This is a genomic window from Parabacteroides faecis, from assembly GCF_014647375.1.
GTDB lineage: Bacteria > Bacteroidota > Bacteroidia > Bacteroidales > Tannerellaceae > Parabacteroides > Parabacteroides faecis.
Window position 1 is genome coordinate 35,428 of sequence record NZ_BMPB01000005.1, and the last position, 22,308, is coordinate 57,735.

The following is a 22,308-nucleotide window of genomic DNA, read 5'->3' on the forward strand; positions in this document are numbered from 1 at the left end:
GATATGAGTCAACGTTAATAGAAAATATTGAACCCAAATGACAGGTATTGTAGGGGGGCGCCCTTATGTCAATGCCGAAGAAATGAACATATAAATCATCATTCCTATAATGTCGTTGGTGATTGTGATAAATGGTCCTGTAGCCAGAGCCGGATCGATTTTCAACCGGTCGAGCGTCATCGGCACAAGCGTCCCGAAGATACTGGCAAACATAACGACAGAAAACAAGCTTAATGAAACCGAGGCCGTGATCCCTTTATCCCCCAGCATAAAGAAATTGTAAATGAATACGACCAGACTGATAATACTGGCATTGATGAGCGCAACGATGCCTTCTTTCAGTATCTGCGGAAGAATATTGTCCTGTTTCAACGAATTATTAGCCAAACCCTGTACCACGATGGCAGAAGACTGTATCCCGACATTACCCCCCGTACCACCGATCAGCGGGATGAACAACGCCATCTTTGGGTTACTTGCCAGGTTCCCTTCGAAACCGCCGAGAATGACCGAATTCGCCAGTCCGCCAATCATGCCGATCAACAACCAGGGGAGACGTGCCGCTGTTTGAGTAAATACGTTGTCCGAAGTTTCCACGTCTTGCGAGATACCGGAAGCCAACTGGTAGTCACGTTCATGTTGTTCACGTACTTCATCCATTACGTCATCGATCGTGATTCGTCCGACCAGGCGTCCGATGCTATCGACAACCGGAAGTGCTACAAGGTCGTACTTCTCAATCGTTTCGGCAACCTCCTCGATGCTGTCGCTGTCGCGGACAGAGATCGGCTCCTTTTTCATCACATGTTTGATCTTTGAAACGGAAGGGTTAGTGATCAGCCGTTGCAGGGGGAGGACGCCTTTCAGACGTTCATCGTCGTCTATTACATATACATAATAGATTTCGTCCATATCTTCCGCCTGCTTACGCATTTCGTCGATACATTGCGGCATGCTCCAGTTCTCGTTGACCACGATCATTTCCGTACCCATCAAACCACCGGCGGTGTCTTCATCATATTTCAACAGGTCGACAATATCGCCCGCTTGTTCGACGTCTTCGATGTGCGAGAGGATCTCTTCCTGTGTATCTTCGTCCAACTCACGCATCAGGTCTACCGCATCGTCGGTCTCCATGTTGTCGACGAAGCGTTTGGCGATCAGTTCGTTGGGTAGCTCTTTCAGTAATTTATGGCGGTCTTCTTCGTCCAGTTCCATCAAGACGTCGGCGGCCTTGTCGCCATCCATCAGCAGATACAGATAGATCGCTTCCTGAAGGTTCAGCTCCTGGTATAACTCGGCGATATCCGCCGGATATAAATCGTGGAGCAACGCTTGTGCTTTAGCATCGTTTTTTTCAGTAATGATGCTTTTCAGGTTGTCGATATAGTCTCTCGTCAGTTCGATCATGCCTGTTTTCTTTTAGATGTTTTTCAGATGGCGGTCTGCAATCAATGTCAGTTCGACAAATTGTTCCACCGAAAGCTGTTCGGGGCGTTTGTCGAAAATCGGGAGCGCATAGTCCGGACAGTCTTTCCCTAATAGCGGCTTCATTGAATTCCGGAGTGTCTTACGGCGCTGATTGAAAGATGTCTTGACCACCGTCTTGAATAATTTCTCGTCACATCCCAGTTCTTTCCGGTCGTTCCGTACCATCCGGATAACCGCACTTTTTACTTTTGGGGGTGGGTCGAAGACAAATTCACTGACCGTAAATAGATATTCCACTGTGTACCAGGCTTGCAGAAGAACACTGAGAATACCGTAGGTCTTACTGCCCGGTCCGGCGGCCAGGCGTTCGGCTACCTCTTTCTGGATCATACCCGAACAACAGGGAACGTGATCCTTATAATCGAGCACTTTGAAAAATATCTGACTGGATATATTATAAGGATAATTTCCGATCACACAGAACTGGCCGGGGAAAAGTTTCGACAGGTCCAACCGGAGGAAATCTTCTGCCAGGATACGCCCTTCGAGTGCCGGAAAGTTCTGCTCCAGATAATCGACCGACTCCATATCCAGTTCTACCACTGTCAGGTCGTGACCCGCTTCCAGCAGATATTGGGTAAGCACACCCATGCCGGGACCGATCTCCAGAACCGGTAAATCTTTGTAGTCCGACAACGTATCGGCAATACGCTGTGCGATCTGTAAATCCTTCAGGAAGTGCTGTCCTAATGCTTTCTTTGGCTTAACTAATCTCATCCGGTTATTTGATGTAAAATGTTTGTATTAAAATATAATGCTTATCTTTGCGGGTGCACAAAAATACAACAAATAATTTAAAGTATCCTACGTAGAATGAATTTTAAGAGTATCCTACAAACGTTTGTCAAGATATTTTTACCCTTAGCTTTTGGCTGTTTGCTGCTTTGGTTTTTGTATAGCAACATGGATGTTACCGAGATATGGCGCGTCATCCGTGAAGGGGTAAGATATGATATCATCCTGGTTTCTTTACTGTTCGGTTTGTTTGCCAATGTGGTTCGCGGATTGCGTTGGGGACTGTTGATCTCATCGCTGGGTGATCGTTTCAAGATGAGCAATATCATTTATGCCGTATTGGGAAACTATGCCGTAAATATGGTGTTGCCGCGTGTCGGGGAAGTCTGGCGCTGCGGAATTATCACTAAATATGACAAGATACCTTTTACCAAGCTGTTCGGAACCTTGCTGATCGACCGTGTGAGTGATACGATCGTTGTCGGATCGATCACTTTGCTGATCTTTATTTTCAATTTCGACTTCTTTATCAGCTTCTTTGCCAGGAACCCGGCCTTGCTGGAAGGCTTTCAGAAAATGTTCGATTCGATATGGATTTACGTGGGTGCAGTAATTTTAGTCGCCGGAATTTGGTTTGTTTTCAAATATATGAGTAACTTTACGCTGGTACAAAAAGCAAAAGCGTTGTTACTGAATGTATGGGACGGAATGAAGAGTATCTGGCTGTTGAAGCAGAAAGGTCGTTTCCTGATTCAGACATTGATGATCTGGGGAGGTTATTTCTGTTATTTCTATATCACTTTCTACGCTTTTGACTTTACCCGTGATCTGGGGATAACGGTCGGGCTGATCGCTTTTACGATGAGTAGTATCGGTGTTGCAGTCCCGGTACAGGCCGGTATCGGAGCCTGGCATTTTATGGTGATCGCTACCTTGGTCTGTTTTGGTGTCAATGAAAATGATGCTGCAGCTTTTGCCCTGGTGGTACATACGGTGCAGACTGCCTGGACGGTGATATGCGGTCTGTTCGGTATCGTGGCTTTGCCGCTCACCAACAGAGATAACAGCAAAGAAGAGCTGGCAGTCGAAAAGCAATAGTAGGCTGTTAACTGTTAAAATTTTCCGTTTGTTATCCTTTTGTAGAATAAGTTTGTTACTAATATATTATTAATCATGTTGACAACAGGCAGTTGCAGTTTTATCTGTCAGCAGTCATTGCCAACTTTCAACTTAGAAATTATGTCAGCAGAAATCAAGAATCTTTCCCCACAGCATGTATGGGGTTATTTCTATGACCTTACACAGATCCCACGTCCTACCGGACACATGGAAGCAGTAACCCGTTTTGTGGAAGCTTTCGGAAAAGGATTGGGATTGGAAACCCTACGGGATGGAGTTGGAAACGTTTTGATCCGTAAACCGGCTACTCCCGGAATGGAAGGCCGCAAAACAGTTATCCTACAGTCCCATCTGGATATGGTACCCCAAAAAAACGCCTCTGTAAAACACGATTTTCTGACTGATCCTATTGATGCTTATATAGACGGTGATTGGGTAACTGCCCGTGAAACGACATTGGGAGCCGATAATGGTATCGGTGCGTCACTGGCAATGGCGGTGCTTTCCGATACGACTATCAAGCACGGACCGATAGAAGCCCTTTTCACTATCGATGAAGAAGAAGGGATGGATGGCGCTTTCGGTTTGAAACCCGGTTTCCTGAAAGGTGAAACATTGATCAACTGTGACTCGGAAGAGGAAGGTGAGCTGTTTGTCGGTTGTGCCGGCGGTGCGGACCTGAATATTTCGATCCAGTTTAAAGAAGATACTTATATTCCGGAAGGCGATGTGGCTGTAAAGTTGAGCTTGACGGGGTTGAAAGGCGGCCATTCCGGTGTGGATATTCATTTGGGACGCGCCAATGCGAATAAACTGATCTTCCGTTTTCTGAAAGAAGCTGTTTGTGATTATGGTGCCCGGCTGTCGTCTATTGAAGGCGGTTCGTTGCGTAACGCGATTCCGCGGGAGGCTTTTGCCGTGATCACGATTCCGGGGGATAATGTGGAAGCTTTGTGGGAACTGGTAGCTGACTACCGGGATATGTTCCGTGAAGAATATGCCGGTATCGAAAATAATATCGACTTTGTTGCTGATATGACCGACCTGCCTGCTACATTGATTCCGGAAGAAATTCAGGATGATATTATCAATGCGATCGAAGGTTGCCAGAATGGTGTGATCAGTATGTTGAGAGATTTCCCCGGAACGGTGGAATCTTCTTCCAACCTGGCAATTGTCAAATCGTCGAATGAGTTGATTGAAATAAAGATATTGGTGCGTAGTTCTTCCGAAAGTCGTAAGGCTTCCGTATGTTCCAGTCTTGAAAGTGTTTTCTCTTTGGCTGGCGCTAAGGTGGAATATGGTGGTGCTTATGGCGGATGGCAACCGAATATCAATTCTCCGATTCTGAATGTGATGCAGAAAATATATGAAGAGATGTTCGGTAAGAAGCCGTCGGTAAAGGTAATGCATGCCGGTTTGGAATGTGGTATCATTCAGGAATCTTATCCTGCGATGGATATGATCTCTATCGGACCGGATCTGGAACATCCGCATTCGCCGGATGAAAGGGTGAGTATCCCGTCTGTGCAGAAGGTGTGGGATTTCATTGTTGCTACGCTGGAAAGGATTTAAAGATAGTTTATATATCTTCTCTGGAAAATAAGAGGAGAGATGTCAAGACAGGACTTCCGGATAGGAAAGGTAGAACTTTCATATTTGGGAGTCCTGTCTTTTTTATAGGAAAGAACTTCTCCTTGTTTGCCTATGTTTTGGTGCAAAATACGTTTTGTTTTGCCTATATTTTAGAACAAAAACGGGTGTGTTTTGCCTATGTTTTAAAACAAATAGCCTTGTTTAATATTTATACATTGATAGGAGGGATGCCGGAAGTTGTAAGTAATTATGCCTTTGATGGTGATATTGTTTCTTTAAATAGAGTTTATGAAACCATGTTGGAAGGATACCGTGATGATGTGGAGAAATATGCAAAAGGAGGAGTGCTGTCTGACGTGATTCGTTATATATTGACAGAAGGATGGGCTTTTGCCGGACAAAGTATCACGTTAGGAAGTTTTGCCGGATCTCCTTATAAAGCGCGTGAGGTAGGGGAGGCTTTTCGGACATTGGCAAAAACGCTTTTGTTAGAGTTGGTTTATCCTACTACTTCAGCCTCGGTCCCGCTTGTCTCCGATTTGAAACGGTCGCCGAAGCTGCTCTGGCTGGATACGGGACTGGTGAATTATGCAGCAGGTTTGCAGAAAGAGATTTTTGGGGCCTCTGATATTACGGATGCGTGGAGAGGGATGATTGCCGAGCAGGTGGTAGGGCAGGAATTGCTGGCCCTGTCGAACAAGGTTTCCCAACGGCGGCATTTTTGGATGAGAGGGAAAGTCGGTTCTTCTGCCGAAGTTGACTTTGTTTATTTGTATGATTCGAAAATTATTCCTGTGGAAGTAAAATCCGGTCATAATGCGAAATTAAGATCTATCCATTCTTTTATGGATGAAGCACCGCATGAGTGGGCGGTTCGCGTTTGGAGTGGTAATTATTCTGTAGATGAAGTAAAGACATCGAAAGGAAAGTCTTTTCATTTAATTAATATTCCTTTTTATTATGTGGGTTCACTGGAGATCATATTATCTAAACATATAAAATCTTCAGCAAACTAGTATACAAAGAAAAAAGTTGTACTTTTGTGTGCTACATTAATTATGAATAAGAATAATGGCTAATGATGAATTGAAACAAGCCTGGAAAATACCTGAGCCAACGCTTCGGAGACTACCTTGGTATCTTGCTTTTCTGAAACTGATGAAAGGCAAGGGAGAGACGTTTGTATCATCTACCCAGATTGCTAAAGAAATTAATGTAGATCCCAGCCAGGTGGCGAAGGATCTTTCGTTTGTCAATATTTCGGGAAAAACCAGGGTCGGCTATGATATCTGCGCCCTTGTAGATGTGTTGGAAGATTTTTTGGGTTTTACTGCGCAGCATAAAGCTTTTTTATTCGGTGTCGGTAGCCTGGGCGCTGCCTTGTTGCAGGATACCGGGTTAAATCAGTATGGACTGGAGATTGTTGCCGGGTTTGATGTCCGCAAAGAACTGGCCGGGACGGTCGTGAATGGTATACCTGTTTTTCATCTGGATGATTTTCCTGCCAAGCAGAAAGAGTTCGGAGCAACGATCGGTGTTATCACGGTACCCGTAGATAAGGCACAGGAGGTAACCGAGCAGATCATTGCCGGAGGTATCAAGGCTTTGTGGAACTTTACCCCGTTCCGTATCCGTGTTCCTGAACATATTGTGGTACAGAACACTTCCATGTATGCCCATCTGGCTGTCATGTTTAATCGTTTGAACTCAATTAATCACTGAAATGAAGATTATAGCAGTAGGAATGAATTATGCAGAACACAATAAAGAGCTGCATCATTCGTTAGAGTTATCGGAGCCTACTATCTTTATGAAATCCGATTCCTCCCTGTTGAAAGATGGGAAACCGTTTTTTATTCCCGATTTTTCTTCGGAGATACATTACGAAACGGAGATCGTTGTAAAGATAGATCGGCTGGGTAAGAACATCGCCGAACGTTTTGCACATCGTTACTATAATGAAGTAACTGTCGGTATTGATTTTACGGCCCGTGATCTGCAAAGAGAACTGCGTGCGAAAGGATTACCCTGGGAGATCAGTAAAGCTTTTGATAATTCGGCTGTTATCGGGACGTTTGTGTCTTTGGACAGAGTAGGGGATATCAACCGTATTCCGTTCTATCTGGATATAAACGGTCGGAAGGTGCAGGAGGGAAATACCTCGGATATGCTTTTCCCGGTTGACAAGATTATCGCTTATGTGAGCCGTTTTTTTACTCTGAAGATAGGAGATTTGATTTTTACAGGAACACCGGTCGGTGTAGGGCCTGTTAAGATCGATGATCATCTGCAGGGATATATCGGTGAGCAGAAGTTACTTGATTTCCACGTTAAATAGTTGACAGTTGACAAGTGACAGTTGATAGTTATTTGTCCTTGATTTTATCTGTCAACTGTCACTTATCAACTATCAACTGAAAAAAGATATGTTACGATTATTATATACATTCATAATAAGTATCTCCTTTTTCTCTTTCGCCTGGGCGGATGGTAGTAAGTATGCAACCAGCTCTGCATTGGCATCCGGGAAATGGGTAAAGATACAGATTGAAGACAGAGGAATTTATAAACTGACATATGCCGACCTGCGGGGGATGGGATTTTCTGACCCGGCGAAGGTTTCCGTACATGGTTACGGTGGTTGTATGCTGGATGAAGATTTCTCAAATCCTTATATAGACGATATACCTGCCGTTCCGGTCTGGCGCGGTGACGATTACCTTTTATTTTATGGCTGCGGAGTTATCAACTGGACGTATGACAAGAGTACGGAAAGTTTTGTCCATACCAATAATCCTTACTCCAATTACGGTTATTATTTCCTGACGGATGCTACTGGTACGAAAGAGATGGAATCGGTGGCTTCTGCTGCCGGTGCTTCTTTGAAAGTGACGACCTTTGATGATTATCGTTTGCATGAGAAGGATCTTGTATCCGTGAATAATTCGGGACGGGAGCTTTTTGGCGAAGCGATGGATATGACCCTTTCAAGAGATTTCTCATTTACCGGAATAACCGGCATTACCAATGATGACGGTAAAATAGCGTTACGCTTTATCGCCAAACCGACTACCGGTAACGGAAGCGTGAGTATGAGTGTGGATGGCGAGAAGTTATTGGAAAAAACGATTGCTCAAAGTGGTTCGAGTGGTAGTGAAACGTATACTATGGCGCGTTTGGTTTATGAGGTTGTGGACTGGAAAGGGGATAAAGGTACGAATGTAAAAGTAAATGTAAGATACGGACAGCTGGGACATAAGAATGTCCATTTGGATTATATCCGTTTGCAGATGAAGCGGGAGCTACAACCGTATGGCGTCTGTACGTTTTTCCGTAGTCTGGCCTCTGTTGGAAATGCTTCCCGGTTTGTCATCCAGAATGCCAATACAAACACAATGGTTTTTGATGTAACGGATAAGTTAAATCCGAAACAGATGGAAACGGAATTGAGTGGAGATGAATTGTCTTTCTCTATCCCGGCAGGGACGTTGAGAGAGTTTGCATTGGTGCAAAGAAATCAGGCGTTCCCTACTCCGGAAGTCGTAGGTGATGTAACGAACCAGGATTTACATGCTTTGCCGCAGACCGATATGATCATTATAGCCCAACCCGGGCTGACTGCACAGGCAGAACGACTGGCCGAGGCGCATCGTACCCGTGACGGCCTGACGGTTCAGGTGGTCACTCCGGATGCTATTTATAACGAGTTTTCGAGCGGTACTCCGGATGCTACGGCTTACCGTCGTTTTATGAAGATGTTTTACGATCGTCAGACTTCGGAAGAGGATGCTCCCAAGTATCTGCTTCTTTTCGGTGACGGGGCGTTTGATAACCGTTTCATCACGTCCGGCTGGCAGAATGTGACGACAAGTAATATGCTGTTGACCTACCAGACGGAAGAATCGTTGAATGAACGATCGTTTGTTATAGACGATTATTTCGGTTTTCTGGATGATAGCAATAATGGAAAAGAACTGATGTCTGCCAGAGTCGATATCGGGATAGGCCGTTTCCCGGTCAGAACACTGGCTGAGGCAACCAATATGGTGAATAAGGTCATCGGTTATATGGATAATAAAGATACCGGATCGTGGAAAAACAATGTCTGTTTTGTGGCGGATGACGGGAGCAGTGCGGACGGCTATATGATAAATCATGCAGACCAGGCTGACCGGTTGGGTGAATATATCAATACAAGCCATCCCGAATTTCTGGTGAATAAGATTTATTTTGATGCTTATAAGAAAGATGTTTCAGGAGGTCTGGCTACTTATCCTGATGTAAAAACGAATATTCAGAAGCAACTCAAAAACGGATTGTTACTGATAAATTATACCGGACATGGGAGCACTACAGCCTGGAGTGATGAAAGGGTGTTGACTGAAAGTGATATAACTCAATCGACTTATACACGTTTGCCTATCTGGATTACGGCAACTTGTGATTTTTGCCGTTTTGATGCTTCGGTCACTTCCGCCGGCGAGCAGGTTTTCCTTAATAAGGTGAGTGGCGGTATCGGTTTGTTCACGACGACCCGCGTGGCCTATTCCACTCCGAACTTCGAAATCAATGACAATCTGATCCGTAATCTGTTCGAGAAAAAGAACGGACGTCGTCTGACATTGGGGGAAGTTATGAAAGCAACGAAGAGGGCATTAGGTTCGAGCCGGTATAAACTGGGATTTGCTCTGATCGGTGACCCGGCATTGAAGTTGGCTTATCCGGAATATCGTATGCAGGTAACGGCCGTAAACGGGAACCCGGTGACGGATGATCCGGTAGATTTCAAAGCGTTGCAAAAAATAACAGTAGAAGGGGAAGTGTTGAATGCAGATGGGAATGTAGCAACGGACTTTTCCGGTTTGTTGAACCCGACTGTCTTGGATAGCCGTGTCTCTTATGAAACGCTGGATAATAACAAGACCGGCAATACATTTAAGTATACTGATTATTCGAATATACTTTTTATTGGTAACGATTCGGTCCGTGCCGGAAAATTTAGTTTTACCTTTACCGTACCGAAGGATATATCCTATTCAAACGAATTCGGAAAGATGAATCTATACGCTTCGGATGAAACGAATAATCTGGAAGCACAGGGTGCTTACCTGAATTATCGTGTCGGAGGAACGGATGATAATGCGGAAGACGATCATGACGGTCCGGAGATTCGTGTCCTGTATATGAACGATTCTACATTTGTCAATGGTGGTCAGGTCAATACGACGCCGTTCTTTGTGGCACGTCTTTGGGATAAAAGTGGTGTGAATATCACCGGTAGCAGTATCGGGCATGATATGATGCTGATCATTGATGGCGATCCGTCACTCAGTTTCAACCTGAACAGTTATTATGAATTGATCCCGGGAAAAGATGGGGAAGGTATTGTGAAGTATTTACTTCCGGCGTTGACTCCGGGAATCCATACCGCTGAGTTTAAAGTTTGGGATATACAGAATAATTCGACTACGTATGAATTTGAGTTTGAAGTGGTGGAAGGGTTGAAGCCTTATCTGCTGGAACTGACCGCAACACCTAGTCCGGCACGCGAGCAGGTAGAATTCCACTTGTTCCACAACCGTCCGGAAAGCCAGTTGACGGTTGGTATTATGGTATATGATATGATGGGGCGCCTGCAATGGAAACATCAGGAAACCGGAGCATCCGAGCTATTCAAATCGTATACGGTAACCTGGGATCTGACGAATAACAGAGGCGGACGTCTCCGTCCCGGCATATATATATATCGTGCGGCAATCAGTTCCGGAGGCTCTAAGGAGGCTACGGATGCAAAGAAATTAATAATCCTCGCACAATAAAGTAAAGTAAAATCAGTTTATATGTTCGTAAGGTAAATTTTTATTTACCACGTTTTTAACAGATATAGTATGATAAAAGAATTAAGAATCAGTACACTTATAGTTGCAATCAGCCTTTTGGCTACTTTCACGGTGTTGCACGCCGAGGGTGATAAGGCTAAATTTGCTCCGGTTAATACGGCGGTACCTTCACTGTCTATTGCTCCTGATGCCCGTGGCGGTGCAATGGGTGACAACGGAGCTTCAACTACTCCCGATATAAACTCTCAATATTGGAATCCGGCAAAGTATGCGTTTATGTATAGTAAAGCGGGTGTTTCTTTGTCATATACTCCCTGGTTGCGTAAATTGGTAAATGATGTGGCTTTGGCGAATTTGGCTGGTTATTACAAGATCGGCGATAGTGATTTACAGGCGGTCGGTGCTTCTTTACGTTATTTTTCGTTAGGAGATGTGCCTTATAATCCTATTAACGGGGAATCGACCGGTGGTTACTCGGTGAGCCCCTATGAAATGGCTTTCGATGTAAGTTACAGCCGTAAATTGTCTGAGTCTTATTCGATGGCTGTTGCTATGCGTTATATCCGTTCGGATATGGGAACGGATCCTTCCGATGAAAGCCGTGTACCCGGTAATGCATTTGCTGCGGATATTGCGGGTTATCTGGAAAAATATGTGATCCTGGGTAACAGTGAATGTTTGTGGAGTTTTGGTTTCAATGTATCCAATATCGGTACGAAGATTTCTTATGACGGCGGGGAACATAATGAGTTCATTCCGACGACTCTTCGTCTGGGAACCGGTTTGCTTTATCCGATCGACGACTATAACCGGATCGGTCTGTATCTTGACTTGAGTAAATATCTGGTGCCGAGTTTGCCTTATCTGCGTGAAGGTTATACTCAAGAAGAGAAAGATGAATACGATAAGAAAAAAGAAGAATATAATGATGTATCTGGTATTTCCGGTATTTTCAAGTCTTTTGGCGATTCACCCGACGGTTTCAAAGGCGAATTGCAGGAAGTGATGGTTTCTATTGGTGCAGAATATAGTTATAACGACCAGTTTTTCCTTCGCGGAGGTTATTTCTATGAAAATGCAAATAAAGGTAACCGTCAGTATTTCTCTGTCGGAGCAGGTTTCCGTATGAGTGTATTCCAGTTGGATGCAGCTTATCTGGTAAGTACGGTTCAGAGTAACCCGTTGGACCAGACGCTTCGTTTTTCTCTGTCGTTCGATATGGACGGTATCAAGAACCTGTTCAGATAATCAGTTGAAGGTATGAAGATACGTGTAGGTTTTGGTTATGATGTGCATGCCCTGGTCCCTGACCGGGAGTTATGGATGGGCGGTATCCGGATAGAGCATACATTAGGACTGCTGGGACACAGTGATGCCGATGTGTTGATCCATGCCATTTGCGATGCTTTGCTCGGAGCGGCGAATATGCGCGATATCGGCTATCATTTTCCCGATACGGCAGGTGAATACAAGAATATAGACAGCAAGATATTATTACGCGACACAATGAAATTGCTGCGTGAGGCCGGTTATGAGTTGGGCAATATCGATGCAACCGTTGCTGCTGAACGTCCGAAGCTGAATCCGCATATTCCTGCGATGAAGCAGACTCTGGCAGAAGTGATGCAGGTAGACGAAGATGATATTTCCATCAAGGCGACAACAACTGAAAAGCTGGGTTTTACCGGACGCCAGGAAGGTATTGCAGCTTATGCTACTGTGCTGATCCAGAAATAACTATATTTTCGTGATGAACTTCGCAGGGGATTGTGAACCAGAATGTACTTCCTTTCCCCTCTTTTGATTCTACGCCGATCTCTCCGTTCAGACGCTTTACGATGGTCTGGCAAATAGATAATCCCAATCCTGTTCCCTGTATAAAGTTGTCGAATTTGGCAAACCGTTCGAAAACATGCGGTACGTTTTCTCTGGTAATGCCTTTGCCGGTATCGGAAACATAGAAGCGCAATCCGTTCCCTGTTTCTTCATATCCCATTTTTATACAGCCTTCGAAAGTGAACTTGCAGGCATTTGTCAGGAAGTTGGTTATGACTTGTGTCAGGCGCGTCTTCTCCGAATAGATATAACAAGGTCGTTCCGGAATTGAATATTCCAGTGTCACTCCCTCTTTGGGCCGGCTTTTGAAAGTTTGTGCTAATGTGATGAACAAAGTGGACACATCGATATTGGAGAACGTGAATTCCAGTTGATCGGCTTCTATCTTTGACAGGTCCAGGATATCGTTGACCAATTGTAACAAGAGTTCATTATTGGTTTCTATGATATTGCAGAATTCGATCGTGTCTTCCGGGCTTTCCGAATGGGCTATCAGGTTGGAAAAGCCTACGATTGCGTTTAATGGTGTCCGTATTTCGTGGCTCATATTTGCCAGGAAGGCACTTTTTAAGCGGTTAGCTTCTTCTGCTTTTTCTTTTTCACGCCGTTCTTCCTCTTGTTTGAGCTTTTGGAAATAAAGACGGAAACGTAGCACTGCTATTGTTGCCAGCAGGCAGATGATCGCAAATGCACTAAATATGTGTATCTTATATTTCTGGAAAAAGGTTGGAGGCTGCTGATAATAAATGGCATTCAACGGAAAACGGGATGGTTCGATGCCGTGGTTGAAAAGATGTTGGTAGTTAAGGTGCGTATGTGGTTCTCCTCCGATATGAGTTGAGATATCCCGTGCCTCTGTTCCTCCCAGTATCAATCGGATAGTGGAGATTACGGATTTGCTGAAATCGTTTTCTGAGATGTAATGTCCTCCTGCAAAGTTGCCGGTTTCGATGTTCAGGTCTGCCAAAAGATATACCGGGGGTTGCGAAAAGCTGTTGGTCATTTTTTGCACATTATCTATCAGATAATGATTTTCTTGAGTTTGTTTGAATACAAACCAGGAATAATAGATAATTCCGGTTTCTTTGCCGTAAAGGCTTAAACTATCCAGCAGATTTTCGGTAGAAAGGTCCGGAGTCGACAAGACCTTCAGTTTTAATTCGGGAAAGTCTGCCTGCATTGTTTTCGACAGTTCTTGCTCGGTATATAAGCTGATATACCGGTTATCGCGGATAAAGACTATCTTATTCAGTTCGGGTTGTAATTTCTTTATTGTTTCGATGGTTTCTTTTACAAAAAGAGGCTGGATTAATCTGGTTACATTGTATCCTTTTACCTGATCTTCTGTGAGAGCCATGTGTTGAATGGTTTGCAAGTCCCTGCCCAGCAGATACTCTATTTTGGTAGGGATCAACTCCTGGGAATGGCAGATGATAGTAGGAACACCTTTCCATTCCTTTTCGAAAAGAGATCGGCAGACCAGCCAGGAGGGGTCTCCTATACAAACAATCACTTTTGGAGGAACTGTATATTTTTTTCGTAATATCCCGACTTTCTCATTTACGTCTGTCGTATCTTTCATGGCAGGTATTGAGAGTTCTTCTCCGACTACAGACATATTTTCTTTGGCGAAAGTGTTGTTGATCGCTTCGTAAATACCTTGTGTCCATACTTCGCTGAAGTTTATGGAATGCACAACTAATATGTAATCGTCTTTATCGTGTGGGAGGGCTAAAGAACGACAGGTTAGTAGTATAAAGGATAATATGAAAAAAAGTCTTTTCATACGCACAATTATGAATTTTACGACGCTATGAAATTCAGTCTATTTCGAGCAAAGATATGTATTATTCTTTGTAATTTTGCTTATCCCGTCGTTAATTTGTAGTTTTGAACCGAATAAAATTGAATGAGTTATGAAGAGTAATGACTGGAAAGACCGTTTGGGAGTAATGTACTCCACTAATCCGGATTTTCAATATAATACAGGGGGAGAGGAAGAAGAGGATACACTTCCTAAAGAAAAGCAGCTATTGCGTATTTCACTGGACAAACGTAACCGGGGAGGTAAAGCCGTTACATTGATTACCGGATTCCGTGGAACGACGGACGATCTGGAGGCATTAGGCAAGTTCCTGAAGGTAAAATGCGGTGTGGGTGGTTCTGCCAAAGACGGCGAGATCATCGTGCAGGGAGATTTGCGCCAGAAGGTGCTCGAGATATTGCAAAAGGAAGGCTATACAAAAAGTCGGGTCATATAAGGTCTAATTAATTGAGATAATATGCTAACTGTTTACAGAGCTTCGGCCGGAGCGGGTAAGACTCATAAGCTGACCGGTGAATACCTGACCTTATTGTTTGCCGGGTCGGGGGCTTATCGCCGTATCCTGGCGGTAACGTTTACCAACAAGGCTACCGATGAGATGAAAGGTCGTATTGTAGAGGAACTTTACAATCTCTCATCCGGTCGTAAATCCGATTATGTGGAGTCGTTGTGCTCGACTTACTCTCTGACTGAAGAACAAGTCCGTAAACAGGCTACTAAGATATTGATCGATATCCTTCACGATTATTCGGCATTCAATATAAGCACAATCGACCGCTTTTTCCAGCAAACCATGAGGGCCTTTACCCGTGAGATCGGTTTACAGGGTGGTTATGGCATTGAAATGGATCAGGAACTGGTGCTGACTACAGCTGTCGATAATCTATTGGCTGATCTGGAAAAACCGGAAAGTAAGGAATTATTAGGCTGGTTGCTCCGTTTTGCAGAAGATAAAATCGAGAATGGAGGAGAATGGAATCTCCGTAAAGATATCATGTCCCTGAGCCGTGAAGTTTTTAAGGAAAGCTATAAGGCTTCCAGTGAAGAAGTCGCTAAGGATATCCGGAACAAGGAAGCACTTGAAAACTATAAGAATGAATTATTCGGCATTATCCGTTCGGTAGAGGCGGAAGCGAAACGGTTAGGAGAGAGTGGACTGGCATTGCTTAATAAATATGCTATCCGTACGACTGATTTTAAAGGAGGAAGCCGTTCGCCGCTCACTTTGCTGGATCGTCTGGCTAAAGGCGAAATGAAAGAGCCGACCGCTACTTTTATCGGTTTGGCTGATAACCTGGAGGGTTGCTTTACGAAAACAACTTCTCTCGGGACGCGTCAGATTATCGGTTGCATATTTGAGGAAGGACTGAATGACTGCATCAAGAAGATCATAGCCCTGTTCTCAAATCTGACTGCTTATAATACGGCCCGTGAGATTGTCCGTTATTACTATACTTTGGGGATTCTGACAGATGTTTCCCGGCAGATTGCTTCTTACCGCGAAGATAAGAATGTCATGCTGATCGCCGATACAACGGAGCTGCTGAATAAGGTGATCGGCGGAAGCGATGCTCCGTTCATCTACGAGAAAACAGGAACGCATGTGGATCATTATATGATCGACGAGTTTCAGGATACCAGTGGTATGCAATGGAATAATTTCCGTCCGCTGATAGAAGAAAGCCTGGCTCACGATCGTGCCAACCTGATCGTAGGAGATGTGAAACAAAGTATCTATCGTTTCCGCAACTCCGACTGGAAATTACTGGACGAACAGGTACAGGCTGATTTTTCGTCCGGGGAGGTAAAAGAAGAAACATTAAAAGAGAATTGGCGTAGTTGCCGGAATATCGTAGAATTCAATAACACCTTTTTTACTGCTCTTCCGGGTGTTTTGCAAACCGTCTATAACGAAACTTTGCTGACTTCTTCGTTAAGTGAAGAGCAGCGTGCTGCTTATCTGACAAAGATCATGTCGGCTTATACTAAAAGTTATCAGCTGGTACCTCCGCCTTTTCAACAGAAAGACGGTCATGTGAAGATCGAATTCCTGACCGGTGATGAAGAGAAAGACTGGAAAGAGGAGGCGCTGGATCGTTTGCCCGGTGTGGTCGAACAGTTACAGGATAACGGTTATGACTTGAAAGATATTGCTGTTCTGGTCCGGACCAATATGGAAGGGGCGATGGTGGCAGATAAGTTGCTTTCCTATAAAGAATCAAACCCGTCCGATCGTTATCATTACGATATAATCTCTGATGATGCTCTGTTCGTTAGCGGGTCGCCGGCAGTCCGTTTTATGATCGCCCTGTTGCGTTATCTGAGAAATCCGGAAGATAAGATCAACGAACAGACCGCATTGTATTCCTACCGGATCCTGCAGGGAGCGATAGAAGATGAAGAACATTCGAATCTCTATTCAGTGGTTACTTCCGCTAATGTCTTTCCGCCGGAGATAGCCGCAGAGTTACAAGCCCTCTCCCGTCAGTCGTTGTATGAAATATCGGAAGGGATCTTCCGTCTCTTCTCCGGAGATTTTCAGGAGAATGAACAAGTCTTTGTCCAGGCATTCCTGGATATGGTATCGGAATATACTCAGAAAGAAAGTGCTGACCTGAGTCGTTTCCTTAAATGGTGGGATGAAACGGGATATCGTAAAACGATCGCAACTCCGGATGCACAGAATGCGATCCGTATCCTGACCGTTCATAAGTCAAAGGGGTTAGGTTTCAAAGTTGTTGTTATTCCTTTTGGAGACTGGGAAATAGATCATAAACCCAGTAAGCCGGTTATCCTGTGGTGTAAGCCTGAAACGAAGCCTTTCAACCGGTTGCATCTGGTGCCTGTGCGTTACAGCCAGTCCTTGGGCAATACCATTTTTGCGGAAGATTATTTCCGTGAACGGCTACATGCCTTTATCGATAACCTGAATACGCTGTATGTCGCTTTCACCCGTTCCAAAGACGAATTGATCGTGTTTGCTCCTCGTCCGAAGAAGATTAAGGAGGAAACGGGAGAAGTTGAAAAAATATCTTCCATAGCCGATGCTTTGTGGGCAGCCTTATATGTGGAGGTACACGATACCCGTGAAGGAGATACGCTGGTCTCTTTGCCATCTTCTTTTGATACGAAAGCCGGTATTTTTGAGTTGGGCAATTGGTGGTATCCTTCGGCTGCAAAGTCGGATGAACACAGTCCGGAGGAGATAACGATGGCCCGTATCAGTTCGATCTCTCCCGACGATCGTTTGCAACTACGTTTGCATGGAAAAGGCTTTTTCTTTGATAATGCCCGCCGTAAGCACGGAGCTTTGATGCATGAGGTACTGAGCCAGGTACGGACCCGCAAAGATATTCCTTCTGCTGTTGAAAGCTATCGTCTGTCGGGTGTCATAAACAAGGAAGAAGCAGAGTTGCTGATCGTTCGTTTGGAAGAGTTGTTGGATACACCGGAGGTTCTTCCCTGGTACGACGGTACGGCACGTGTGCTGAATGAGGTCGATATCCTTTTTGGAAAAGGATTATCCAAACGTCCTGACCGGGTAATGATTTCGGATGAAAAAGTGACCGTGATAGACTATAAATTCGGTGAAATACAGGACAAACGGCATCATAACCAGGTAAAGAATTATATGAAACTGATCAACCAGATGGGATACGAGAGGGTAGAAGGTTATCTCTGGTACGTGGAGTTGGGGAATATAGTATCAGTTGATAGTTGACAGTTAAGTACTCAAACAAACAACTGTCATCTGTCAATTGTCAACTGAATTGTTTTGTTATTCCGTAAAAATGAATACTTTTGCAAATTGAAATAAAAACGCAGCTTTAAAGGAAGAATGAAAGTACATAAAGAAGGGACTGGCCTGTTACTTACGTTATTTACGGTTTTATTTGTCGTAAATGTCGCATTATACCATACCGTGGGTAAGGGGATACTGTTCTATACCGTTGCTACTATTTCAACGATTCTTTTTTTGCTGATACTGAATTTCTTTCGTAGTCCGTTCCGCCGTTTCCCCTACGATTCGGAAGGATTGGTGATCGCACCTGCCGACGGTACGATTGTGGCGATCGAAGAAGTGATGGAGAACGAGATCCTTCATAGGCAATGTTTGCAGATATCTATCTTTATGTCCGTATTCAATGTGCATGCCAACTGGTTCCCGGTAAACGGAACAGTGAAACATGTTTCCCATAATAACGGACGATTCATGGCGGCATATTTACCGAAAAGCAGCACCGAAAACGAACGTTCGGCTGTTGTCATTACTACCAAGAACGGAGTGGATGTGCTGGCACGTCAGATAGCCGGCGCACTTGCCCGGCGTATTGTCACCTATGCCAAGGTTGGAGAAAAATGTCATGTTGACGAACAGATGGGTTTTATCAAGTTCGGGTCGCGTGTAGATGTTTATTTGCCGGTAGGGACAGAAGTGCTGATCGAAATGGATCAGAAGGTAACCGGTAACCAGACGCCGATCGCGCGGTTAAGTAAATGCCCGTGTGAATAGAATCCGGAAAATATACAAAAGATGAATATTAGAAAGCATATACCCAATACAATCACTTGCATGAGTCTTGTATCAGGTTGCATCGCTACTGTAGTCGCTTTGCAGGGTAATTTGTTGTGGGCAGCCATATGGATCATTATTGCTGCTGTTTTTGATTTCATGGATGGGTTTGCTGCCCGTTTGCTGAAAGCCTATTCCCCGATGGGGAAGGAATTGGATTCATTGTCGGATATGGTTAGTTTCGGAGTAGCACCCGGTATGATTGTATTCTGGATGCTCAGCCAGGCAAGTCTTTCGTTGGGAGAGATCGGCCGTTATATTCCTTATCTGGCTTTCGTGATCCCAGCTTTTTCCGGTTTGCGTCTTGCCAAGTTCAATATCGATGAACGGCAGACAACATCGTTTATCGGTATGCCGGTTCCGGCAAATGCCCTGTTCTGGGCTTCTGCCGGATACTCTCTGGCTCCGTTGGCACAGGCAAATCCTGTGTTGTTCATTGTGGTTACGCTGGCGGTGGCCTTGGCTACCTCTTTATTACTTGTATCAGAAATTCCGATGTTCTCGTTGAAGATCAAATCGGTTGCATGGAAAGGTAATGAAAGACGCTATATATTAGTAGGTTGTGCAGTCTTGTTCGTTGCCCTGTTCGGTATGCTGGGTATAGCCGGGACCATTCTTCTCTATCTCCTCTTGTCTATTTTTAACAAAAGACAATAAACAAGAGGTCTGTTCTATATGTTTCTCTTATAAACCAACTAAGTAACGAAGTATTATGTTTAAGTTTTTGTTTGTAATGTTTTTCTTCTTCATCCTGTTAGTGTTCCTGATGGGATTCTCTATCCTGCGTACATTTAAGAATATGTTATTCGGTAGTGGAAGCAGCAATACAAAGAAGGGAGAACAGCGTCGTCAGACAAGCAGTTACTCTAGCGGGCAACATCAGTCGCATACTACCGAGGACGATTATGCCTCGGCTAACCGTAAGAAGATCTTTGCTAAAGATGAAGGCGAATATGTTGACTTCGAGGAAGTGAAGTAATTACAGTAACGATCATCCCGTGCTTGACGCGGGATTTCTCATTCTCTTATCTTCTCTGCCGGAAGAATTTCTGCATCTCTTCCGCGCATTCTTTCTCCATCACACCTTTTTTTACGATAGCTTTCGGATGAAATGCTTTCGGCGCATATTCCTGATACCCTCTTTTCTCATCGCTCGCACCGTACACGATCGTACTTAATTGTGCCCAGCCGATGGCACCTGCACACATAATGCAGGGTTCTACCGTTACATAAAGGCTGCATCCGGTTAGATATTTAGCCCCTAATACGCTGACAGCTGCCGTAATTGCCAGCATTTCCGCATGGGCGGTCGGATCGTTCAGGCGTTCTGTCTGATTGTGGGCACGGGCAATGATCTGGTTATTACATACAACCACGGCACCTACGGGTACTTCTCCCTCGGCAGCAGCAGCACGCGCTTCCACCAGTGCCTGTTTCATAAAATATTCGTCGTTAAATGGATTCATCGTCTCATTTCCGTTTCTTTGAAGAGGGTAGGATAATCCTCTTCCAGCGTTTTGAGTATATGTGAAAGGATTGTTTCCCGATACCAACGGGATTTATTTTCGATATTATATCTGGCAAGATAGCGGTCGACGGCCTTTTGCTCTTCTTCGTTGAGCATAAAAGTAACCTTATGCACCCTCGGGCGATTCGGCTGTGCTTGCGAGTATTTCCGATTTGTTGCCATATTGTGCAAATGTACAAGTGAAAGGCCAAATAAAAAAGAAAAACAGTATATTTGTGCAAATTAATGAGATGGCTGAACAAAACGATTTAGGCAGGGATGGTGAAGCGAAAGCACGTGACTATTTGATCCGGCAGGGCTACACGATTTTGCATACCAACTGGAGGTGGCATCATTATGAACTGGATATTGTTGCGACGAAAGATGAGGAACTGATTGTCGTTGAGGTGAAAACCCGTTCGGAAGATTATCTCTTGTCGCCGGAGGAAGCTGTCGATAATAAAAAGATCAGGCGTATCGTGGCTGCGGCGGATGCCTATGTCCGTTATTTCAATCTGGAACTGCCGGTCCGTTTCGATATCATCACCCTGATTAAAGGAAAAGAAGGATTTCAGATCGAACATATCGATGATGCTTTTTACGCCCCTTGCCGATAAATAAAAACAAAGAAAACGTATGAATATAGAAGAAGCCCGTGAATATTGTCTGTCGTTGAAGAATGTAACAGAATGCTTTCCGTTCGACGATGTCTCCCTGGTCTTTAAGGTGGAAAATAAGATGTTTGCCCTTTTACCGCTGGATGTTGAAGAACCTACGATCTCGGTGAAATGTAATCCGGATTATACGGAAGAATTGCGCGACCGTTATAAGGCTGTCGAGCCGGCTTACCATTTCAATAAAAAATACTGGAACGGTATTTTTCTGGAACGTGATATGCCTGATGATGAGATCCGTTATTGGATTCAGCATTCTTACCGTGAAGTGATAGCCAAGCTACCGAAAAAAATAAGGGAGATATACAATGAGTGACGGAAATGAAATACCACGGATCATCCGTTTAGAGGAGACGACCTCCACCAATAGTTATCTACGGGGATTGGTCGGGAAAGAGCCGTTGCCGGAGGGTAGTGTCGTCGTTACCGAATACCAGACGGCAGGGCGTGGACAGGTTGGTAATACCTGGGAATCGGAAATAGGGAAGAATCTGATGTTTAGTGTGATCCTTTATCCCGACTTTCTTCCTGCCAATCGTCAGTTCCTGATTTCCCAGATAGCTGCATTGAGCGTAAAAGAAACGCTCGACGAATATGTAGACGATGTAAAGGTGAAATGGCCGAACGATATCTACTGGCGTGACCGGAAGATATGCGGCATGTTGATCGAGAATGACCTGTCGGGGCGTGAACTGTATTGTTCCGTACTTGGTATCGGTATCAATATAAACCAACAGGAATTCCTGAGTGATGCACCGAATCCGGTTTCACTGGCTCAGATAACGGGACAGGAATACGACCGGGCAGAAGTTTTGAATAAATTCCAGAAACATCTTTACGAACGTTACATCGACCTGATCAGAGAGAAGGAGGACGATATCCGGAATGATTATATGGCAGCATTGTACCGGGGGAATGGCTTTTATCCGTACCGGGATGAAAAAGGACTGTTTGAGGCCTGTATTAAAGGGATAGAGCTGACGGGACATCTTATCCTCGAATTGCCTGACGGGGAGTTGAGACGTTATGCATTCAAGGAAGTATCTATGGTACAGAGCGGAATGCATTGAACCATTTTGAATAATTATACTATTGAACCTAATAAAAGAACA

General features: G+C 44.4%; 21 protein-coding genes. 16 read left to right on the forward strand and 5 right to left on the reverse strand.

Features of this window, described 5'->3' with window-relative positions; translation table 11 throughout:
• Positions 1–63: 63 nt before the first annotated feature.
• Both mgtE and rsmA read right to left on the reverse strand, forming a co-directional pair.
• Positions 64–1,410: a magnesium transporter gene (gene mgtE / locus IEY67_RS07810; protein WP_122351914.1), complete on the reverse strand. Its 1,347-nt coding sequence runs from the start codon at positions 1,408–1,410 to the stop codon at positions 64–66.
• Positions 1,411–1,422: 12 nt separating this feature from the next.
• A complete protein-coding gene (gene rsmA / locus IEY67_RS07815) occupies positions 1,423–2,208 on the reverse strand; it encodes a 16S rRNA (adenine(1518)-N(6)/adenine(1519)-N(6))-dimethyltransferase RsmA (RefSeq protein ID WP_122375122.1) in 786 nt (261 codons plus the stop codon).
• A 96-nt stretch (positions 2,209–2,304) separates the two neighbouring features.
• Here rsmA and IEY67_RS07820 point away from each other — a divergent pair, with 96 nt between their 5' ends.
• From IEY67_RS07820 to ispF, 8 genes are all read left to right on the forward strand, one after another.
• On the forward strand, positions 2,305–3,324 hold the full coding sequence (locus IEY67_RS07820; RefSeq protein WP_122375121.1) for a lysylphosphatidylglycerol synthase transmembrane domain-containing protein: 1,020 nt from the start codon (positions 2,305–2,307) through the stop codon (positions 3,322–3,324).
• A gap of 141 nt (positions 3,325–3,465) precedes the next feature.
• On the forward strand, positions 3,466–4,920 hold the full coding sequence (locus tag IEY67_RS07825) for an aminoacyl-histidine dipeptidase (protein WP_122375233.1): 1,455 nt from the start codon (positions 3,466–3,468) through the stop codon (positions 4,918–4,920).
• A 218-nt stretch (positions 4,921–5,138) separates the two neighbouring features.
• Positions 5,139–5,957, forward strand: a complete 819-nt coding sequence (locus IEY67_RS07830) for a DUF4143 domain-containing protein (protein ID WP_229800999.1) — start codon at positions 5,139–5,141, stop codon at positions 5,955–5,957.
• Positions 5,958–6,012: 55 nt separating this feature from the next.
• Positions 6,013–6,663: a redox-sensing transcriptional repressor Rex gene (locus IEY67_RS07835; RefSeq protein ID WP_122361251.1), complete on the forward strand. Its 651-nt coding sequence runs from the start codon at positions 6,013–6,015 to the stop codon at positions 6,661–6,663.
• A 1-nt stretch (position 6,664) separates the two neighbouring features.
• Positions 6,665–7,279: a fumarylacetoacetate hydrolase family protein gene (locus IEY67_RS07840; RefSeq protein ID WP_183671303.1), complete on the forward strand. Its 615-nt coding sequence runs from the start codon at positions 6,665–6,667 to the stop codon at positions 7,277–7,279.
• Positions 7,280–7,367: 88 nt separating this feature from the next.
• Positions 7,368–10,760, forward strand: a complete 3,393-nt coding sequence (gene porU / locus IEY67_RS07845) for a type IX secretion system sortase PorU (RefSeq protein WP_183671302.1) — start codon at positions 7,368–7,370, stop codon at positions 10,758–10,760.
• A 69-nt stretch (positions 10,761–10,829) separates the two neighbouring features.
• The gene (gene porV / locus IEY67_RS07850; protein WP_183671301.1) at positions 10,830–12,029 is read left to right on the forward strand and encodes a type IX secretion system outer membrane channel protein PorV; all 1,200 of its coding nucleotides are present in this window, start codon (positions 10,830–10,832) and stop codon (positions 12,027–12,029) included.
• A gap of 12 nt (positions 12,030–12,041) precedes the next feature.
• Positions 12,042–12,518 (forward strand): 2-C-methyl-D-erythritol 2,4-cyclodiphosphate synthase, encoded by a 477-nt coding sequence (gene ispF, locus IEY67_RS07855; RefSeq protein WP_122351906.1) that lies wholly within the window; start codon positions 12,042–12,044, stop codon positions 12,516–12,518.
• Here the strand turns inward: ispF and IEY67_RS07860 are convergent.
• Positions 12,496–14,403, reverse strand: a complete 1,908-nt coding sequence (locus IEY67_RS07860) for a sensor histidine kinase (RefSeq protein WP_183671300.1) — start codon at positions 14,401–14,403, stop codon at positions 12,496–12,498. The genes ispF and IEY67_RS07860 overlap by 23 nt on opposite strands.
• A 130-nt stretch (positions 14,404–14,533) precedes the next feature.
• Between IEY67_RS07860 and IEY67_RS07865 the strand changes: the two genes are divergently transcribed.
• The 5 genes from IEY67_RS07865 to IEY67_RS07885 all read left to right on the forward strand — a co-directional run bounded on the left by IEY67_RS07865 (position 14,534) and on the right by IEY67_RS07885 (position 19,994).
• Positions 14,534–14,878, forward strand: a complete 345-nt coding sequence (locus tag IEY67_RS07865) for a translation initiation factor (protein ID WP_122351904.1) — start codon at positions 14,534–14,536, stop codon at positions 14,876–14,878.
• Positions 14,879–14,899: 21 nt separating this feature from the next.
• Positions 14,900–18,163 carry a UvrD-helicase domain-containing protein gene (locus tag IEY67_RS07870; RefSeq protein ID WP_183671299.1) on the forward strand — a complete coding sequence of 1,088 codons (3,264 nt, stop codon included), beginning with the start codon at positions 14,900–14,902 and terminating at the stop codon, positions 18,161–18,163.
• Positions 18,164–18,280: 117 nt separating this feature from the next.
• On the forward strand, positions 18,281–18,955 hold the full coding sequence (locus IEY67_RS07875; RefSeq protein WP_122361244.1) for a phosphatidylserine decarboxylase family protein: 675 nt from the start codon (positions 18,281–18,283) through the stop codon (positions 18,953–18,955).
• Between the two features lie 21 nt (positions 18,956–18,976).
• On the forward strand, positions 18,977–19,672 hold the full coding sequence (pssA, locus tag IEY67_RS07880; protein ID WP_122351901.1) for a CDP-diacylglycerol--serine O-phosphatidyltransferase: 696 nt from the start codon (positions 18,977–18,979) through the stop codon (positions 19,670–19,672).
• A 55-nt stretch (positions 19,673–19,727) separates the two neighbouring features.
• On the forward strand, positions 19,728–19,994 hold the full coding sequence (locus IEY67_RS07885) for a DUF4834 family protein (protein ID WP_122351900.1): 267 nt from the start codon (positions 19,728–19,730) through the stop codon (positions 19,992–19,994).
• 46 nt (positions 19,995–20,040) lie between these two features.
• Here IEY67_RS07885 and IEY67_RS07890 read toward each other — a convergent pair whose 3' ends face one another.
• Positions 20,041–20,481: a nucleoside deaminase gene (locus IEY67_RS07890; RefSeq protein ID WP_122351899.1), complete on the reverse strand. Its 441-nt coding sequence runs from the start codon at positions 20,479–20,481 to the stop codon at positions 20,041–20,043.
• Entirely contained in the window at positions 20,478–20,705 is a 228-nt protein-coding gene (locus IEY67_RS07895) for a hypothetical protein (protein WP_122351898.1), read from the reverse strand. Before IEY67_RS07895 ends, IEY67_RS07890 begins: the two co-directional genes overlap by 4 nt.
• 68 nt (positions 20,706–20,773) lie before the next feature.
• On the opposite strand from IEY67_RS07895, the gene IEY67_RS07900 reads away from it, so the two are divergent.
• From IEY67_RS07900 to IEY67_RS07910, 3 genes are read left to right on the forward strand one after another with little or no spacing between them, the layout of a single operon-like run.
• On the forward strand, positions 20,774–21,139 hold the full coding sequence (locus IEY67_RS07900; RefSeq protein ID WP_183671344.1) for a YraN family protein: 366 nt from the start codon (positions 20,774–20,776) through the stop codon (positions 21,137–21,139).
• A 19-nt stretch (positions 21,140–21,158) separates the two neighbouring features.
• Positions 21,159–21,512 (forward strand): MmcQ/YjbR family DNA-binding protein, encoded by a 354-nt coding sequence (locus IEY67_RS07905; RefSeq protein WP_122374795.1) that lies wholly within the window; start codon positions 21,159–21,161, stop codon positions 21,510–21,512.
• A complete protein-coding gene (locus IEY67_RS07910; protein WP_183671298.1) occupies positions 21,505–22,266 on the forward strand; it encodes a biotin--[acetyl-CoA-carboxylase] ligase in 762 nt (253 codons plus the stop codon). Before IEY67_RS07905 ends, IEY67_RS07910 begins: the two co-directional genes overlap by 8 nt.
• The last annotated feature ends 42 nt before the right edge of the window (positions 22,267–22,308 follow it).

Excerpts from the sequence above, each read along its gene's own strand:
- mgtE (WP_122351914.1), bottom strand. The coding sequence starts at position 1,410 with ATGATCGAACTGACGAGAGACTATATCGACAACCTGAAAAGCATCATT.
- rsmA (WP_122375122.1), bottom strand. The coding sequence starts at position 2,208 with ATGAGATTAGTTAAGCCAAAGAAAGCATTAGGACAGCACTTCCTGAAG.
- IEY67_RS07820 (WP_122375121.1), top strand. The coding sequence starts at position 2,305 with ATGAATTTTAAGAGTATCCTACAAACGTTTGTCAAGATATTTTTACCC.
- IEY67_RS07825 (WP_122375233.1), top strand. The coding sequence starts at position 3,466 with ATGTCAGCAGAAATCAAGAATCTTTCCCCACAGCATGTATGGGGTTAT.
- IEY67_RS07835 (WP_122361251.1), top strand. The coding sequence starts at position 6,013 with ATGGCTAATGATGAATTGAAACAAGCCTGGAAAATACCTGAGCCAACG.
- IEY67_RS07840 (WP_183671303.1), top strand. The coding sequence starts at position 6,665 with ATGAAGATTATAGCAGTAGGAATGAATTATGCAGAACACAATAAAGAG.
- porU (WP_183671302.1), top strand. The coding sequence starts at position 7,368 with ATGTTACGATTATTATATACATTCATAATAAGTATCTCCTTTTTCTCT.
- porV (WP_183671301.1), top strand. The coding sequence starts at position 10,830 with ATGATAAAAGAATTAAGAATCAGTACACTTATAGTTGCAATCAGCCTT.
- ispF (WP_122351906.1), top strand. The coding sequence starts at position 12,042 with ATGAAGATACGTGTAGGTTTTGGTTATGATGTGCATGCCCTGGTCCCT.
- IEY67_RS07860 (WP_183671300.1), bottom strand. The coding sequence starts at position 14,403 with ATGAAAAGACTTTTTTTCATATTATCCTTTATACTACTAACCTGTCGT.
- IEY67_RS07865 (WP_122351904.1), top strand. The coding sequence starts at position 14,534 with ATGAAGAGTAATGACTGGAAAGACCGTTTGGGAGTAATGTACTCCACT.
- IEY67_RS07870 (WP_183671299.1), top strand. The coding sequence starts at position 14,900 with ATGCTAACTGTTTACAGAGCTTCGGCCGGAGCGGGTAAGACTCATAAG.
- IEY67_RS07875 (WP_122361244.1), top strand. The coding sequence starts at position 18,281 with ATGAAAGTACATAAAGAAGGGACTGGCCTGTTACTTACGTTATTTACG.
- pssA (WP_122351901.1), top strand. The coding sequence starts at position 18,977 with ATGAATATTAGAAAGCATATACCCAATACAATCACTTGCATGAGTCTT.
- IEY67_RS07885 (WP_122351900.1), top strand. The coding sequence starts at position 19,728 with ATGTTTAAGTTTTTGTTTGTAATGTTTTTCTTCTTCATCCTGTTAGTG.
- IEY67_RS07890 (WP_122351899.1), bottom strand. The coding sequence starts at position 20,481 with ATGAATCCATTTAACGACGAATATTTTATGAAACAGGCACTGGTGGAA.
- IEY67_RS07895 (WP_122351898.1), bottom strand. The coding sequence starts at position 20,705 with ATGGCAACAAATCGGAAATACTCGCAAGCACAGCCGAATCGCCCGAGG.
- IEY67_RS07900 (WP_183671344.1), top strand. The coding sequence starts at position 20,774 with ATGGCTGAACAAAACGATTTAGGCAGGGATGGTGAAGCGAAAGCACGT.
- IEY67_RS07905 (WP_122374795.1), top strand. The coding sequence starts at position 21,159 with ATGAATATAGAAGAAGCCCGTGAATATTGTCTGTCGTTGAAGAATGTA.
- IEY67_RS07910 (WP_183671298.1), top strand. The coding sequence starts at position 21,505 with ATGAGTGACGGAAATGAAATACCACGGATCATCCGTTTAGAGGAGACG.